Origin of the sequence: Gemmata algarum, from assembly GCF_034097035.1 — a bacterium.
Lineage (GTDB): Bacteria > Planctomycetota > Planctomycetia > Gemmatales > Gemmataceae > Gemmata > Gemmata algarum.
The window spans coordinates 63506-79792 of record NZ_JAXBLV010000179.1 but is presented as its reverse complement, the minus strand read 5'-3'; the positions used below and the strand labels follow the sequence as shown (position 1 = coordinate 79792).

The following is a 16287-nucleotide window of genomic DNA, read 5'->3' as shown; positions in this document are numbered from 1 at the left end:
ACGCGGGACCAAGCGAAGGCGAGCATCTTCGAGTACATCGAGGCGTTCTATAACCGCATCCGACGGCACTCATCGCTGGGCTACGTTGCCCCAGATGAGTACGAACGAACGCATAACCCAACCCACCGCTAAAAAGCTGTCCACTTTTCGTGGGGAACTTCACCGCTCTTGGGCGTGCCCGTCCTCGCAACAAACCACGTCAATGGCCAACCCAAGGGCCGGATCAAGAACCACCAGCGTCTGCCCCGGCAGTGGCCCGGCAATTACATCCCGGAGTGGTTCGAGCCGCCGCTGTGTCTGGCCCAGATGATTCCCGTCGAGGATCTTCACGCGATATACTCTACGCGGTCAGGAATGAGTCACTGTCGAACGTCTGGAACTTCAGCGTCATGAGTGAGGCGAGAGCCTCCCGGTGATCCGTGGGGATGCGGTCCAGGCACTCGTCGATGGCGGCCCGGAAGGTCGCGAAATCGGGGTAATACTTGCCCCGCAGCGCCTTCTTCTTGGTGAACCGCCACAACCGCTCGATCACGTTCAAGTTGGGCGAGTACGACGGCAGGAACAGTAACACGATCCCCAATCGCTTGGCCTCGGCCTCCACCGCCGCACACCGCTGATACCGCGCGTTATCCAGAACCAACGTCGTCGGCTCCGTGGTGTGCGCCGCGATCCGGCCCATCAACTCGACCATCGTGTCCGACGACACCCGCGTCTCGTTGGTGACGCGGATCCGTTCCCGGGTCACGCCATTCCACGCCCCCAGGACGTTGTACCGCCAGCGCCCCGAGGTCCTGCGCACGAACATCCGCACCAGGCACCAGACGCAACACAGGAACGATCCCTGCACGAAGTGCGCGGCGTCGACGAAGAACACGGATCGTTGCCTCACCCGCGCCTGCGCCAGCACCGGTTCCAGTTGGTCGCGAAGAAACGCGGCTTGGGCGCTCCGGTGCTCGTCGATCGTCTTCTTCGGGGGCAACGGGATGGCCCCCATCCGACGCCACCTCAGGCCGAGACTTTTTTAAGGAGCACGCGCACCTGGGTGTCCTTCCGCCGCACGCCCGTCAACGTCGCGATGCGCTCGGCCGCCTCGGCGACGGTGTGGGGCGGTCGCTCGCGGAACTCGGCCTCCAGGGTCACCCGATGCGCCTCCAGCGCGCCGACCGGCTTGACCCACTGGAACACCTTCAGACCGGCCACCCCGTGCCGACGGAAGATGGCGACGTATCGGGCCACCGTGGCCTTCGAGACGCCCGCCAGGTGACCGCTACGGGCTTGGGTCTCGCCTTGGCTGATGAGCCACAGCACCTCCATCCGCTGCTGCACTCGCGGATCGGGGTGCGCGTACCGCTCCGCGCCGAGAGCTTCGAGATCGGCGGGCGTGAACGTTAGGGTGGTGGGGCGGGGCATCGGGCAATCCTCACAGGTTCATCCATTCCACCACAGCGGCTTATCCAAAGATAGACCTCATTTGCGGCCGCGAACAGTATAACCGGGCAGCGGATCTTGGACCGCACCCGCCATCGCTCGAAGGACGGGTTCCAGACGGTTGGCCGTGTGTCGGACCAGATCTCGTCCCGCAGCCATAGGAACCCGAGCCAAGCGAGCGTAGAGGGCGGTGACGTTGACGGGCATGTAGTCGTGGGCTTGATAAGCCGCGTGAACCGAGGGTTTGACCCGACAGACGACGGTAGCCATCACATCGACGCACGTGGAGAACAGGAGTTCCCGGTCGTCCCGGTGACCGGCAATCGCTCAAAGAGTGCGTCGAGGTGGCTGGGGTCCAGGGCATACTCGAACGCTCCTCGAACCGCGACGGCCATCGGGCTGTGGGCAATGAATCGGTCCAGCACAGCATCCAGCAACATCCGTGTCCCTCCCAACCTTTACGCAACTCCTGTCCGCATAAGATATTGGGAATGGCACCTGGGCGTGAAAAGGGATGGGCTGATACCCCACGAGGGCCAAGCCCCGCGGCCCGGCCCGGTGCAGAACTAGCGTCGGGAACCGTTGCACCTCACGGTACCGGGCTTCAGTCAAATCGTCGCGGAAGGCACCGGTCGCCTCCGGCGCGTCCAGGGCCGTTTCAAACGCCGCCGGGGCGGCCCCGGCGGCGGCCAGATCGACCAGTTCCTCGCGGCGGGAGATGTCGCGTTTCTCCAGCATTACCGCCTCACGCAGTCGCCTCAGGTACGCCTCCGCGAACGGCGGCCCGAACGACTCGGCCGCTTTGAACGCCAGGCACGCGGGGTACGACGAGGCCGGCGGCCCCGCGCGCCAGATCGAGGCGTCAATAGGGGCGGCGGTCAACTCGCCCACTTGCAGCCACTGCGTGGCCATCTGGCCCGGGTTGTGGACCTCGTTGACCGAGTCGTGGTAGCGGCCCCAGTGGGCCAGGAGCCCGCCCATCCGGTACCGCCAGCGCAGGCCCGCGCCGAACTCGAAGCGGAGGCGCCGCCACTGCGGCTCGAACGCCCAGCACCACGGGCAGAGCGGGTCGGTGAAGTACGTGATGCGGACCGGATTGGGCACGGGTTGCTCTGGGGCGGTGTCAGGGCTCGTTCGCGACGGGCCGGGGGGGCTCACTACTTGGGCGGGTCAGAAGTGGCACCGTAGTCGCTCCAGCGGGCCGCGCCGGGGGGCACGGCCCCGTCAACCTGCTGCTTGCGTCGCCGGCTCAGCTCGTGGTCGGCCTTATCGACCGCTTCCGGCGTCTGCTTGGTCCCTTCGACCGGTTGCTTCTTCAGCGCGGCGGTCGCCATGACGTGCTTGATCGGGTCCTCGACGAACACCCAGTTCTCGCCCTTGGGCCACGGGCCCTGGCCCTCGTTCCACGGACCGCGGGCACCCTCCCCGCTGGACATGTTGAAGTACACGTGCGTGAACCGCGGGTCGCCCTGGAGCACGCCCGGCGGGAAGTTCGGCTCGATCGTCGCCAGCGCCGCGGAGAACATCTGGAAGTGCGCGACCTCGCGGGTCATCAGGAACCGCAGCGTGTCCACGACGAGCGGGTCGGTGGTGAACTGGATCAGGTACTCGTACACGATCTTGGCCCGGCTCTCGGCCGCGATGTTGGAGCGCAGGTCCACCGTCAGGTCGCCGTTGGCGTTGACGAAGCTCCCCTGCCACGGCACCCCCTGGCTGTCGGTCACTCGCGGCCCGCCACTGGAAAGGGCGAAGAACTGAGGGTTCAGGAACGCCTGGTTGATGAGCTGCCCCTTCTCCTTCCGGCCCCCGAGCATCTTCATCAGGTCGCTCTTGTCGGCCGCGCCTTCAGCTCGCCGTTGACGCCGGTCAGCAGCATCTGGATGGTCGCGCCCACGATCTCCAGGTGGCTGAACTCCTCGGTCGCAATGTCCATGAGCATGTCGTACTTGTCGGGGAACGGCTTCTTGGCCGGGAACGCCTGGACGAAGGACTGCATGGCCGCCTTCAGCTCGCCGTTGGCGCCGCCGAACGGTTCGAAGAGCAGGGTGGCGAAGTGCGGGTCCGGGCCGGACACCCATGCATCGAACTGAAGCTCCTTGACGTGGTAGAACATAAGCCATTCTCCTAATGGGGACGGACCGCGCAGCGCCGGAGGGCCGCGCCGGCAGCTTCGCAAGAGGGAAGTGGGCACTTAGACGGAAGGTGCGTTGGGGGGGCGGCGCGAGGCCGAAGTAGGTTCGGACCGGGTTGAAAACGTCTTTGAGCCGGGCGGGGGCGACCGGCTCGGCCCCCACCCGGTCGGTCGCTCCGAGCACACGCCCTTGCGACGGACCGCCGGCGACGAGGAGGGCCGCGGCCCGCGGCCAGTGGTCGCGGCCGGCCCCCGTCGTTGACCTTTGGAGACCGCCCGAACTCTCCGCCGGCCACGATCACGACATCGCTCAGCCGGCCATCGTTGCGGAGGTCTTCCACGAGGGCGGAAAGCCCGCGGTCGAACAGCGGCAGTTGACGCCGCAACTGGCCGAAGTTGTCGCCGTGCGTGTCCCAGTACCCCCACGCGACCGCGACGCACCGCGCCCCGGCCTGGACGAGCCGCCGGTCTTTGAGGAACAGCCCGTTCTGCGCATGACCATCGGCCCCGTACCGCTCCCACGCGCGCGGCGGTTCGCGGCGGATGTCCAGCGCCCGGCCGGGCGCCTCGGTTCCCACGAGGGGCTCATCGACCGCCGCGGCACACACTTCGTTGAAGTGCCCGACGCGCGCAACGCCCCGGCCGAGGCGATCGGGGGCGAACGACTCGCCGAGCGGCCCGGCCGAGGTCCACACCGAGAGGTCGATTGCGGCAGGCATCTCGCCGCTCGGGGTTCGCACCGTGCTTCCCCACCGGTGCACCAACGCGGCGCCGAGCCCGGCCCGCCCCGGGGCGGTGCCGCCGGAATCGAACGCTACCGCGGCGTGCTCATCGCGCAACCCGGTCAGCCCGCGGGCGACGGTCAGGTGCCGGGCCAGCGAGGCGAGCCCGGGCAGGTGTTCGCAGAACCGCAACCCGGGCACGCTCGTCGCGATGGTGCGGAACTCGCCGCGCACATGCGCCGGGGCCTCCGGCTTGGGGTCTAACGTGTCCAGGTGAGACGGGCCGCCGGGTAGATAGACTTGGATGATCGCACCGGGCGCACGGCCGTCATTCCCGTACAGAGCAGAGCCGGAGAAGGCACCAAGTGCCATGCCGCCGGCCTTCAGGAACCCGCGCCGTGAGATCGCTCCAACCCGAGGCCGTTGTGTGTCATTCCGCACGGCGCTTCCTCTTCGGTTGGGACTCGCGTGAGTCTGGCACCCGCCCAGCGGTCCCCTATTACTTACCTCTTCGTAGCAACCGACATACTCGCCCTGCCGGCCACGGGCCGAGTGCGTTCAATCCCGACCGAACGGCCAGAAACCCTGACCGATCTCACCGCCTTGCGCTCACTCGTATTTGATAACGTCATTATTCAGAAATAATTGATGCAGCTGTCGTTTGGGCTTGTGGAGATCGCTTACGTGAATCTGCCTACACATTTAGTCGAGCCGGTTTACAACCTATCGTTCGCCGCGCGGGAGTGGTTCGCAGCAGAGCTTGCGGGCTGTTGCCCGACGGATAGCGAGTGTCGTTCAGATGCGGTGTGCGGTATAGTGCCCCGTAACCGCACCGGTCTGGTGGAATCGCCGCCGGTCGATTCGAAGCCACTTTTTTCAACGGGAGGGCGTCATGGCCCGGGTACTTGTCATGGGACTGCTGGCTGTGATGGGTTGGAACACGTCGGCCGGGGCGGTTCGGGCGGCGGAACCGGTTGGCCGGTACGCCGTCGTCGTCAACAAGGACGTGGCCGCCGGACCGTGGGGGAAAGTCGTCAAATACCTCGAAACCAAGCACCAGGCGAGGACCTTCACCTACGACAAATCCCCCGATGACGCGCGCAAGAGCGTCGGCGCCTTTCACCCGCGGTACGTTTGCTTCGTGTGCCCGCCGACCGAGAACTTCCCGGCCTTCGCCGTGATAGCGAACAAATTCTGTCGGACGCTCGACGATGACCCGTACGTTGATGCCGTTTGGGGCATTCTCACCGGTTTCGACGAGGAGCACGCGCTGGAACTCGCGAAGTCGGAGCCGGTAGTGATCAGACGGGCATTCACCAAAACTCTCGGCCCGTGGCTGAACTGGGTGCCGGAGGGCGACTACGTGACCGAGTGGACCCGCGACCGGGGCGAGCTGGGGGTGAAGAAAACGGGTGCGGAGTTCGCGCTGAAGTCTGGCGGCCCGAAGAGCGATGCGGACGATGCGAAGTATGTCCACCAACTCCTGAGCGAGGACACGTTCGATCTCATCATCGGGTCCGGGCACGGCGGGCACCACAACTGGATGTTGATGTACCCGAGCGGCAAAGGGTTCCTCACCGCCAAAGGCGGCACGCTCACGATGACCGCCCCGGGTGTGGACCTGCCGCTCAGCGCCAAACGGCCGAAGGTCTACTGGGCGGTCGGCAACTGCCTCACCGGGGTCGTAAACGCAGGGCGCAACAGCTACAAGGACTCGTACGCCCTGGCCTGGATGAAGAGCGGTGCTCGGCAGTACATCGGCGCGGTCCAGTCTACTTGGTACGAACTGAACTGGAACATGGCCGACTGGTTCCTCAAACAGGAGGGGCGGTGGACGTTCTCCGAGTCGCTGTTCCTGCTCCGCCAGTGGTCGCAGTACCTGCTGGCCGAGAACCTCGTGACCGGCCGAGACAGGCAGGGCACCGAGTTCACCGACGAGATTTTCGTCTTGTACGGCGATCCGGCGCTGGAGGCCCGTGTGGAGAGGTCGCGTGATGCGGCACTGGCCGAGACGCTCGACGTTCAAGATACCGGGGACAAGGATGTCGTCCGGATGACTTACAAAGTGAAAGTGAACTTCGTCGGGGAGGGGAACAAGCGGACATCCGAAAAGTACGACGGGTGGCGGATCTTCTGCTACCTGCTGCCGTATCAGGTGACTGACGTGAAGGTGGAGAAGAGCGGTTTCGCGAAAGTCGTGTGCCCAGGGGAGACGCTCATCTGGGACGCCGGTAAGGGGCTCAAAGTGGGCGACGAACGAAGTGTTACGTTCACCGCCAAGCGGGTGAAAAACTGATTCTTCTCTTCGCGCACGGAGCGCGGTCGAGCAATGGGCGCTCTACCCACGTCGTGGAGACGAAGTGTGGATCACAGCCTGCGGCGGTTGAGTCGTGCGAGCACTTAACCGCTTCAGGACCGTCGGGCGCGGAATGCCAGGGGCTATTTTGGTCCCTGGCGTTTCGTGGCGCTCACGTTCTGGGCTCGCGGGGTCACGATTTCTTGGCGCTGCGTCCCTTCTTCGCCGTTGCGGGCGCGGCCTTTGCTATGGCCGGCGCCGGCGGGGGCGCCGGGCGCTTGGGCTCGTACTCGTACTCACCGTACTCGGCCGCGTGTTCGCCCTTCACGGTCAGCGCGAACGTGGCGTCGAACGGCGCAGCCGCGGACCCGGTAACGAAGTCCAGCAGGCCTTCGTCGACGAGGGCCGTGAGGAACGAACCGTCTTTGGACCTCGGGGTGGGAGAGATCCGCAGTTGGCGCCCGGTCGGCGGTTTCTTGCTTCGCTTCGTGGCGCGCAAAACCTGCCAGAGGAAGTGTGAGATCGAACGAATTGCCATAGCCTTAGGTACGTCAGCGGGTACAGGGGCGGGCGGATATGATGAATTGTATACCGAGCGCTGCAATGTGGTGAGTGCAAGACCACGCGATGTCAATTTGTGACCAGAAGCTGGGCTCGTTGTAGCGGCGGGCGCGTGCCGACGCACCGCGATCGCGAATGAGAAATCCGGCAAGGCGTTTGTGCATTCCTTCCGCTTTGCAAGGCCCGTGGCAGCGCGGCTTGGTTCCTGCCGGCAATCGCACATTTTTTTGCACCACATGAACGTGCTAACACCTTGGTCCGTTGCTCGTTGCAGGTTAGAGTTGTGGCCGCGCTGGGCCGTTGCTCGTTGCAGGTTAGAGTTGTGGCCGCGCTCACGGCGAACCGCGGCCGGAACCGAAACACAAGAGGGACCGGTACCGAACGCGGGCGCAGGCTCGCGGTGATTGCGGCAAACGCCCGCAGCGTTACAACAGTCTGCTGGGAATGGTGGGCTGAGTGGCCCGTTGGTGGCGTAAGACCCCGAACCAACTTCAGCGGGTGTCGCTCCGTTGCCGTGGTGTGTGAGTCCGAGTTGTGAGCCCGAAGAAGAGGAGACGGACGTGAGCCTGCATGACGAACTCAAAGCTCGGGTCACGGCCGCCATAAAAGGCGGCGACCCCATGACCCGCGACACCTTACGGACCGTTCTGGGCGAGGCCCAGGCCGAGGCGGTGCGCCGCAAGGTCGAGGTCACCGATGAGGTCGTCCTCGGCGTCGTCCGGAAGACGGTAACGGGGCTGAAGGAAACGATTCCGCTGGCCAAGAACGCCGGCCGGGACGTGACCCAGAGGGAAGCCGAACTCGTTCTGCTCGAATCGCTGCTCCCGAAGGCGTGGGATCAAGACGCTATTGCGGCGGCCCTCGCCTCGTTGCGGGACGAACTCCGCGCTGCCAAAAACGAGGGGCAGGCTATGGGGGTCGCAATGAAAGCCCTCAAGGCCCAAGGGGCAACGACCAGTCCGGACGACGTGAAGGCGGTCGTTGCGGCCGTGCGAGCGTGACGCTCCGCCGCTAACGGAGAAGATTGCGCCGAGGCCGTTAGGTGCCGGGCGTTCCGTCCCCCGGCGCTCGTCGGGAGTCGAGCACGTCCCGCACCTTGTGTGCGAGTGCGGCCGGCGAAAACGGTTTCTGGATGAAGGGCGCCTGTTCGGCCGCGACGCCGTGCCGAACGACGGCATCGTCCGTGTACCCGCTCATGTACAGCACCCGCAGCCCGGGTCGGCTGGCGTGCAACTGCTCGGCCAGGACGCGCCCGCTGGCTCCGGGCATCACTACGTCGGTCAGCAACAGGTCCACCTGGGGTGCCTCCACGGCTGCGGCCACCGCTTGCTCTGCTCCCGCGGCGGTGAGCACGGTGTACCCGTGGCCCCGAAGTACCCGCGCCGCGAGCGCTCGCACCCCGGGCTCGTCCTCCACGAGCAGAACGACCTCGGTCCCGCGCGGCGCCCGCCCCGCGCTCTCGACCCCGCTCGCTGCCGGGGAGCCGGTGCTGGGCAAGTACACCCGGAACGTGGTCCCGGTTCCGACCGCACTCGTCACCCCGATGTGCCCGCCCGACTGTTTGATGACCCCGTATACGGTGGCCAGCCCCAGCCCCGTGCCTTTGCCCGGCCCCTTGGTGGTGAAGAACGGCTCGAACAGGTGCGCGAGCACGTCGCCCGTCATCCCGCAGCCGGTGTCCGACACCTCCAGTAGCACGTACGGTCCGGCCGACACATCGGCGCCGTCCTGTGCCCGGCCGGCGTCCAGGTCCGCGTTGCGGGTGCTGATCGAAAGGGTGCCCCCGGTGGGCATCGCGTCCCGGGCGTTGACCGCTAGGTTCATCAGCACTTGTCCCAACTGCGCTGGGTCTGCCAGCACCCGGCGCAAATTCGTCCCCGGGCGCACCTCCAGACGCACGTCCTCCCCGATCAGCCGGCCGAGCAACCCGACCAGCCCGGCCACCACCTCGTTGAGGTCCACCACCGTCTTTTGGAGCACCTGTTTGCGCCCGAACGCCAGCAACTGTTGAGTCAGCTCGGCCGCGCGCTCCCCGGCCTGCCGGACCTCGTGGACCATCGCCCGGACCGGTTCATCCGCGGGCAGGCCGCCCAAGACCAGCTCGCTGTACCCGTTGATGACGGTGAGGAGGTTGTTGAAGTCGTGCGCCACCCCGCCCGCCAGTTGCCCCACCGCTTCCATCTTCTGGGCCTGACGGAACTGCTCCTCTAGCCGCTTGCGGTCGGTCACATCGACCACGAACCCGACCTGTCGCGTCAGCCGGCCGTCACCGGACGAGAGGAAGTGGCCGTGGTCGTCCACGACGATCACGGACCCGTCCCGGCGCCGCACCCGGTACTCGAGCCGGAACGACGTTCCAGACGCGAGGGACCGCTCCGCCTCGCGGTCGAACGCGGGCCGGTCGTCCGGGTGGACCCAGGCGCGCCACCCGGCCAGGTCGTGCGGCATCTCCGCTTCGGGGCACCCCAGCGTCGACTCGCAACTGCCGGCCCAGGTCACAGACCCCGTGTCCGCGTTCCATTCGTAGAGCATTTGACCGGTGGCTTTGACGGCGGCCTCGTACCGCGCGTTCCATGCGCGGGCGGCATCTTCGGCGCGCTGCCGCTCCCACCGCTCCTGGGCGAGAGACACCAGGTTCCCGACGGCCATCGCGAACACCCGCTCGTCCGCCTCCCAGTGGCGCGGCGGGCCGACGTGCTCGCAGCACAGCACCCCTTCCGGGCGTCCGAACGGGCGGAGCGTCACGTCCAGCAGGGACCCGATGCCCAGCGGGGTGAGGTAGCTGGCAACGAACTCGCGGGTCCGCGGGTCGGCGGCCGCGTCGTCCGTCGGGATCACGTCGCACTCCTCCAGCGCGCGGAAGTACGCCGGGTACACCTCGGCCGGCAGTTCGGTGCCGGCCGTGTGCCGGCCCGCACCCGCTTCATACAGGTCGGCGCACCGGATGGCCCGACGGTCCGCGGTGTACCGCCACACGCTCACCCGGGCGACCGCCAAAGTGCGGGCGGTTTCCTCGGTGACCCGGGCGAGGGCGGCTTCGGGGCTCCCGCACAGCAGCACGTCGCGGGCGAGCGCGAGCAGCGCCGCTTGCTGCGCGGACAGCCGGTCGTCGCGCCGGCGCAACTCGTCCTCGGCCCGCTTGCGGTCGGTGATGTCCTGGTACACCCCGAGCACCCCGACCACCCCCCCGGCCGCGTCCCGGAGCGGCACCTTGCCGGTCAGCAGCACCACCGCGGTTCCGTCCGGGCGGGTCAGCGCCTCTTCTACGCCGAGCAGCGGCTCTCCGGTCTCCATCACCCGACGGTCGTCCGCCCGGAACCCCTCGGCCTCCGCCGCGGCGGTCCCGAGCCCGAAGTCGGTGCGCCCGATCACCGCGGCCGGACCGGGCAGCGCGTGGTTGCGGGCGAAGAGGTCGTTACAGCCCAGGAACACCGAGTTTCGGTCCTTCCAGAACACCCCGCACGGGATGTTGGCGATGACGGTGCGCAGCAACTCTTCCCGCTCGCGCAACGCTACCTCTGCCGCCCGGCGGGCGCTAACGTCCCGGGTGGTGACGACGACCCCATCGCCGGCCCGCACCACCTGATGGTGCAGCCAGACGTGGCGCCCGCCGGGGGTTCGGACCGGGAACTCTTCTTCCAGCGGCGCCCCGCTCTCGAACACCCGCACGAATCGGTCGAAGTGCCCGCCGGTGCGGTTCCCCGGGAGCAACTCGCACAACCGCCTACCGACGACCGACGACCGTTCCATATCGATGAGCGCGGCCCCGATGCCGTTCAGGTCGGCGAACCGGAAGTCCGTGATCCGGCCCCGCGCGTCGCGCTCGCACGCCAGGATGTACACGGCGTCGAGGCTGCCCTCCATCGCGCCGCGGAGCACCGACTCGGCCCACACCCGCTCGGTCACGTCGCGCAGGTTCACCACCACCCCGCCGACCGCCGGGTCGCTCAGCCGGTTGGTGCAGGTGACCGCGGCCCACCGCCACGACCCGTCCTTGTGCTGGTACCGGTACTCGCCGCTCACCACGGCGCCGGGCCGGGCCACGAACTGCGCGTGCGCCTCGGCGAACGCCGCCGCGTCGTCCGGGTGGCACCACTCGAATGCGTTCCGCCCGATCAGCTCGTCGGCGGTGCGGCCCCCGACCCGCACGACGGACGGGGTCACGTAAAGGATGGTCCCGTCGGCCGCGAGCACCTCGACCGTATCGGCGCTGTTCTCGATCATGGCGCGGAACCGGCGCTCGCTCGCCCGCAGCGCGTCCTCGGCCTCGCGCCGGCGGGTCACGTCCCGGAAGCTGACCACCAGGGCGCCCACGTCGGGCTCGTGCAGCAGATTCACCGCCCGGGCCTCGAGCCAGCGCCAAGTCCCGTCCCGGTGCCGCACCCGGTACTCCTCGGCGGCGGTGCCGTCGGGGGTCGCCAGAACGGCGGCCATCGCGGCCCCGATGCGTTCCTGGTCGTCTGGGTGAATGAGGGCGGCGGCCGCCATGTTCTCAAGTTCGTCCGGGAAGTACCCCATCAGGGCGGCCCCCGCCGGCGTGGCGTGCCGGATTGCACCGTCCGGTCCGAACAACAGGACCGGGTCGAGGCTGCGCCCCAGAAGCGCGCGGAACCGCGGGGCGCCCTCGCCGGGCGGCGGTCCGCACAACGGGCAAGGAGCGGTTAAAGCGTGCGTGTCGAGCATGGGGTTCGGACGGGCAGCGGTGAAACGGCCGGCGCGAGCAACGGGTGAAGGATTGTAGAACGCGGGTGGAACCGTTAACGCTCCCGCGTGCTCGTCCGTTGCGCCGCGGCGCGAACGTTGTTGAGTCCCCTCAAGTTTTCCGAACCGGGCCGAAATCTCGTAGCGAGCCGAACCGCCACGGGCACCATTTGACACCAACCCGACTCGAACAGCGGGCACCGGATCGGCCGGCGAAATCGTTTACTCTTCACTCGCTCGCGTCACGCAAAATGTTTGTCGCCCGCATGAGAGATATTTTTGTAGGTTCGTATTCGGGGCGATCGCTAATCGGATCGGCGGTGGCACACGCGCTCAGCGGCCGGCGGCCGGGCGCGTGTGCCACCGGTCGGCGTCGGTCGCGGGCGGCTTAACGGAGCCGAAGTCCGGGTAGTTCGGCATGGCCCGGAACGGGAGCGGGCCGACCGTTCCGCCCGTTACGGTGGTTGTCGCGGTGTCCTTGCAGTACCCCCTGGTGCGCAGCACGAACGACCGCACCCACCCCGCCGGCAAAGGCGGGAGCCGGGTGGCGTCGAACCGCGCGGTGATTTCGTCCCCGGGTCCGCACAGCACGAACCGGTCGTCCGGCCGGCGGAGCAGATCGGTTACCTCGCCCAGCTTGGTCAGGTTGCCGCCCCACTTGAGTACCGGGACCGGTTCGGTCTTGGCGTCGTCGTAGGCGACCGGCCGGCGCCCGTCCGGGTACACCTCCTGCATGAACCCGCGCGGCGCCAGGTCGGCGCGGGTGACATCCAGGGGCGTCACCCGGCCCGTGGCCGCAGCCTCTTCCGCGGGGGCGAGGTAAATTTGGTCCCAGAACACCTGCATGTTGGTGCTGATCCGCAGCTTCGCACTTTTGAGGGCGGGAAGGGGGCGGGTCATGACGCGCGGCAACCCGGCGGGAAACCCCAGATCGCACACCGGTTCCCATTTGCCGCTCGCGGGATCGAACTGCTCCAGCACCGGCGGCCGGAGCGCGACACCCGCCCGTGTCGCCGCAAACATCGACTCCGGGTACGGGTATTCGGTCCACCCCGCGAGCACGAGGCACAAGTTGCCCCCCTTCGGCAGTTCGCCGAAATCGAGCGTGAGCGCGTGATCCTCGGCGTAACCCAGCCAGGACCGCACCGCGAATGTGTCCGCCGCCCGGCGGTCGCGCTCGCGGACGCGGGCGGTCACGTCGCGCCCGACGTGATCGGTGGCCGTTCTCGGGAACACGGGCGCGCGGAACGTCAGGAGCTGTTGCGTGGGTTCCGGTCCCGAGAACACGAACCGCTCGTCGGGAAACACCCCGGTGTTTGCCGGGTGGTCGATCACGTCCAGCCGCAGGTGATCGAGGTACAGCACTTCGTCCATCGGCTCGGCGATCTTGATGACGTACTGCCCGCCGTTCGGCACGAGCTGCCCCGGTTCGATCTTGACGGACTCTTCCGGACGCGGCGGGCGGACGGACCCGTCCGGCCCGGACTCGCCGAGCGCGCCGCCGCCGAGGAAGTCGGTCACGAACGCGAACCGCTCGCCGTCCCAGGCCATCAGCACCGGGCACGAGGTCCCCTTGCGGTTCGTCTCCGCCACCGCGAACCGGCCCGCGTTGACTTCCAACTCGGCCTGGAGCACCGCGTCGGGCCAGCGCACCCGGACCACGTCCGCGCGCCCCGCTCGGCCCAGCCCGAGGGTGGTCGGCGCGAGCGACTGCCCCAACCCGGCGCTGACGGTGACGCGCTCCGCTCCGGTCCAGTGCGCTCCCGCCTGCGCGACCAGCCAGCAGCCGATCCCGTCCGCGTTGGTGCGGCGGTCGGACCCCGCGTCGCGGGTGCCGGTCGGCTCCACCAGCACCGCGCGGTTCCCGTTGTCGAGGCTCCGGTGCAGGTGCAGGCCGGCGTCCGACCACAGGAGCAGATCGGGGCGACCGTCGCCGTCGAGGTCGGCGACGGTGATGGCGTGCGCGCTCGCGGGCGCCCCCGCGCCAAAGGCGTCGGGCGCCTGCTCCAGCTTCCCTTCGCCGCGGTTGTGGAGCAGCGCCGGGCGGCCATCGGGCGTGAGCCCAACCACATCGGTCCAGCCGTCCCAGTCGATGTCCGCGGCGACCGCTTGGCGGAGCGGCGGGGCGTTGGTGACACCCGGGGTGAAGTCCTGATCGCCCTTCGAGAGCAGGTAGACGGGCTTCTCGCCGGCCGGCAGAAGCAGCAGGTCGGAGCGCTCGTCGTGGTTGGCGTCGAACGCCAGGCCCCCGTTCCAGCGCGCGGCACCCGTCGCCCAGCCCGCGGTCGCGCGGTGGAAGCGCATGAGCCGGTCGTTCAGCACCGGGGCCGGGACTTCGCCGTCCGTGAGCGCGAGAACGTCAACGTCGCGGTCGTTGTCGAGGTCCGACACGACGAGCGCCGTCGCGCCGCCGGTCGGTGCGGCTTTGGGAAGCGCGTCGGTGGGGCGGAACTTGGTGGCGAGGCGGCCGGGGGCGTTGGGTGCGGTTTTGAGCGCCTCGCCGACGTTCTCCATCACCACCAACCCGCCGGTTCTGACCGCGCCGGGGGTGAAACCGTTTGCGCCGGCCGCGGTGTCGGCGTACCGGCAGAGGATCAAGTCGAGGTCGCTGTCCTGGTCGATGTCGGCCCACACGCACCCCAGGAACGTGCCCTTGAGCGGTTGCACCGCGGCCGAAACGTCGGTGAACGCGCCGGCTCCGGTGTTGCGAAACAGCCGCACCCCGTCGGGGCCGGTAAACGCCAAGTCGGGGAACCCGTCGTTGTCAAAGTCGCCCGCGGCGCATCCGAGGCTCGGTCCGCCGCCGAGCCCTGCGGCGGCCGTCACATCGGTCAAGTTCGCGCCCCCGTCGTTGCGAAGGAGCAGGTCGCGCACCGCGCCGTTCTCGACCACTGCGGACAGCAGCAGCACATCGGGGCGCCCGTCCTTGTTGAAGTCGAATACCGCGACCGTCCCGCCGAACCGGTTGCGTGCGGCGGCGTGGAGCGGGGAGAGGTCGGCCGTGACCGCCCAGCGCGCACCGGGCGCGAGGTTGACCCGGATGCCGGCGGCCTCGAAGAGCGGGAGCGGTCCGACGGGCACGCGCGGCCCCGTCGGGACGCGGCCGATGACGTCGGCGTACCGGCCCATCACCCCGTACCGGGTTGCGGACTCGGACTCCCAGGTCGCGGCGATGAGGGCTTTGAGCTCGGTCTCCAGTTGTTTCGCGCGCGCGGGGTCGGTCGGGTACACGAGCAGCATGAGGTTGTACCGCGCCGCGTTCAGGTACGGGTTCAGCTTGAGCGCACGCTCGAAGCACTCCCGGGCCTCGGGCGACTGGCGGCCGGCCGGGTGCGTCGAGCCGAGGCGGAACCAGGTGTGCGCGTCGTCGGGGTCGAGCTTACTCACCGCCTCGAAGTGCGCGTACGCTTCCGCCGTTCGGCCGCGGTCCATGAGGATGATACCCAGGCAGAAGTGGGCATGCCGATTGTTTGGGTCGGCGGCCAGGAGCTCGCCGAAGGTGCTTGTCGCCCGGGTGATCGCTTCGGGCGTGTTCTGGTTGAACAGCGCGATCCCGAGGTTGATCTTGGCGAACGGGGCGTCCGGCGCGAGCCGGATGGCGTCCTCGAACTCCTTCTGTGCCGCGGCGTAGTCGAACCGTTCCATCTGGCCCACCCCGCGTGCGTTCGCGCTCAGAGCGGCAGCCGGGTCGGATGCGGGCGGCGGAGGAAGTGGCTTCGGGCGGGTGACTACGTATGCCGTGATGCCGCTAACAATGACCGCCGTGAGCATGACGACACCCAGCGCGGTTCGCCGACGCGGTTTCGGGTTCGGTAACAGGGGCGCAGACATCGGTGTCCTTCGGCGAGTGGGGCGTGTGGCGTCGTGTTCTGTGGTAGCAGGAACGGTAGCGGTTGTCAGGGTTGCAACCGGCCTTCGGTCGGCGCGCGAGGAGCCCGCCCTGTTCGCCGGGGTATCGGTGCGCAGAACTGTCGAAGCCTGTGGCGTCTCATCGCATTCGCTCCGCGCTTCTGGAAGTTCGAGCCACCGCCGGTCGGGCTTTCGCCGCTGGTTCTTGTGTTGAGTGCCAATCAGCGGCCTGCGGACCGGCTTCGTCACAAGGGCCGTATCAGTCGCATGTTGTGGCGTTTCAACTCGGCGCCACGGAACCGATTCCCGTCTACTGGAACACTTTTACGCGGGGTTCAGGAGCGGGTTTCGTGGGTAGCGATGACCCAGTGGAATGCCCGCGAACCGGCAGTCGATGGGTAGCGAATGTCCAGTCGCTGACCCATCGACTGCTGTACCGAGGGCGCCCTCTGCCCGCGGTAGTCACCCGTTGCCCGGTTTCGCGGCTGCACTCGGTTCCAACCGGAACGAACCCGCTCTCCGGCTGATGACACCGGGCGCGCGTCGCGGTGTCTGGGCCGGTTGCCGGTGCGAGAACTCCTGCAACCACTTCGGGCGGT

At 67.9% G+C, this 16287-nt stretch carries 12 protein-coding genes; 3 read left to right on the top strand and 9 right to left on the bottom strand.

What is annotated here, in order from left to right:
• A partial coding sequence (locus R5W23_RS15760; protein ID WP_320687109.1) for an IS3 family transposase occupies positions 1-132 on the top strand: 132 nt, incomplete at its 5' end.
• 208 nt (positions 133-340) lie between these two features.
• Here R5W23_RS15760 and R5W23_RS15755 read toward each other — a convergent pair.
• The 6 genes from R5W23_RS15755 to R5W23_RS15730 all read right to left on the bottom strand — a co-directional run bounded on the left by R5W23_RS15755 (position 341) and on the right by R5W23_RS15730 (position 4653).
• Positions 341-994, bottom strand: a complete 654-nt coding sequence (locus R5W23_RS15755) for an IS630 family transposase (protein WP_320687108.1) — start codon at positions 992-994, stop codon at positions 341-343.
• Positions 995-1005: 11 nt separating this feature from the next.
• Positions 1006-1410, bottom strand: a complete 405-nt coding sequence (locus tag R5W23_RS15750; RefSeq protein WP_320687107.1) for a helix-turn-helix domain-containing protein — start codon at positions 1408-1410, stop codon at positions 1006-1008.
• A 345-nt stretch (positions 1411-1755) separates the two neighbouring features.
• Positions 1756-2532: a DsbA family protein gene (locus tag R5W23_RS15745; RefSeq protein WP_320687106.1), complete on the bottom strand. Its 777-nt coding sequence runs from the start codon at positions 2530-2532 to the stop codon at positions 1756-1758.
• A 53-nt stretch (positions 2533-2585) separates the two neighbouring features.
• Entirely contained in the window at positions 2586-3248 is a 663-nt protein-coding gene (locus tag R5W23_RS15740) for a manganese catalase family protein (protein ID WP_320687105.1), read from the bottom strand.
• Positions 3248-3541, bottom strand: coding sequence for a manganese catalase family protein (locus R5W23_RS15735; RefSeq protein ID WP_320687104.1), 294 nt, complete (start codon positions 3539-3541; stop codon positions 3248-3250). The genes R5W23_RS15740 and R5W23_RS15735 overlap by 1 nt, the downstream gene beginning before the upstream one ends.
• An 11-nt stretch (positions 3542-3552) precedes the next feature.
• Positions 3553-4653 (bottom strand): DUF1501 domain-containing protein, encoded by a 1101-nt coding sequence (locus tag R5W23_RS15730; RefSeq protein ID WP_320687103.1) that lies wholly within the window; start codon positions 4651-4653, stop codon positions 3553-3555.
• 520 nt (positions 4654-5173) lie between these two features.
• On the opposite strand from R5W23_RS15730, the gene R5W23_RS15725 reads away from it, so the two are divergent.
• Positions 5174-6577 carry a hypothetical protein gene (locus R5W23_RS15725; RefSeq protein ID WP_320687102.1) on the top strand — a complete coding sequence of 468 codons (1404 nt, stop codon included), beginning with the start codon at positions 5174-5176 and terminating at the stop codon, positions 6575-6577.
• Between the two features lie 193 nt (positions 6578-6770).
• On the opposite strand, the gene R5W23_RS15720 is transcribed toward R5W23_RS15725, so the two are convergent.
• Positions 6771-7115: a hypothetical protein gene (locus R5W23_RS15720; protein ID WP_320687101.1), complete on the bottom strand. Its 345-nt coding sequence runs from the start codon at positions 7113-7115 to the stop codon at positions 6771-6773.
• Between the two features lie 583 nt (positions 7116-7698).
• Between R5W23_RS15720 and R5W23_RS15715 the strand changes: the two genes are divergently transcribed.
• Entirely contained in the window at positions 7699-8139 is a 441-nt protein-coding gene (locus tag R5W23_RS15715) for a GatB/YqeY domain-containing protein (RefSeq protein ID WP_261188652.1), read from the top strand.
• 37 nt (positions 8140-8176) lie between these two features.
• Here the strand turns inward: R5W23_RS15715 and R5W23_RS15710 are convergent, their stop codons facing one another.
• Both R5W23_RS15710 and R5W23_RS15705 read right to left on the bottom strand, forming a co-directional pair.
• On the bottom strand, positions 8177-11821 hold the full coding sequence (locus R5W23_RS15710; protein ID WP_320687100.1) for a PAS domain S-box protein: 3645 nt from the start codon (positions 11819-11821) through the stop codon (positions 8177-8179).
• A 351-nt stretch (positions 11822-12172) separates the two neighbouring features.
• Positions 12173-15670, bottom strand: coding sequence for an FG-GAP-like repeat-containing protein (locus tag R5W23_RS15705; RefSeq protein WP_320687099.1), 3498 nt, complete (start codon positions 15668-15670; stop codon positions 12173-12175).
• Positions 15671-16287: the final 617 nt, after the last annotated feature.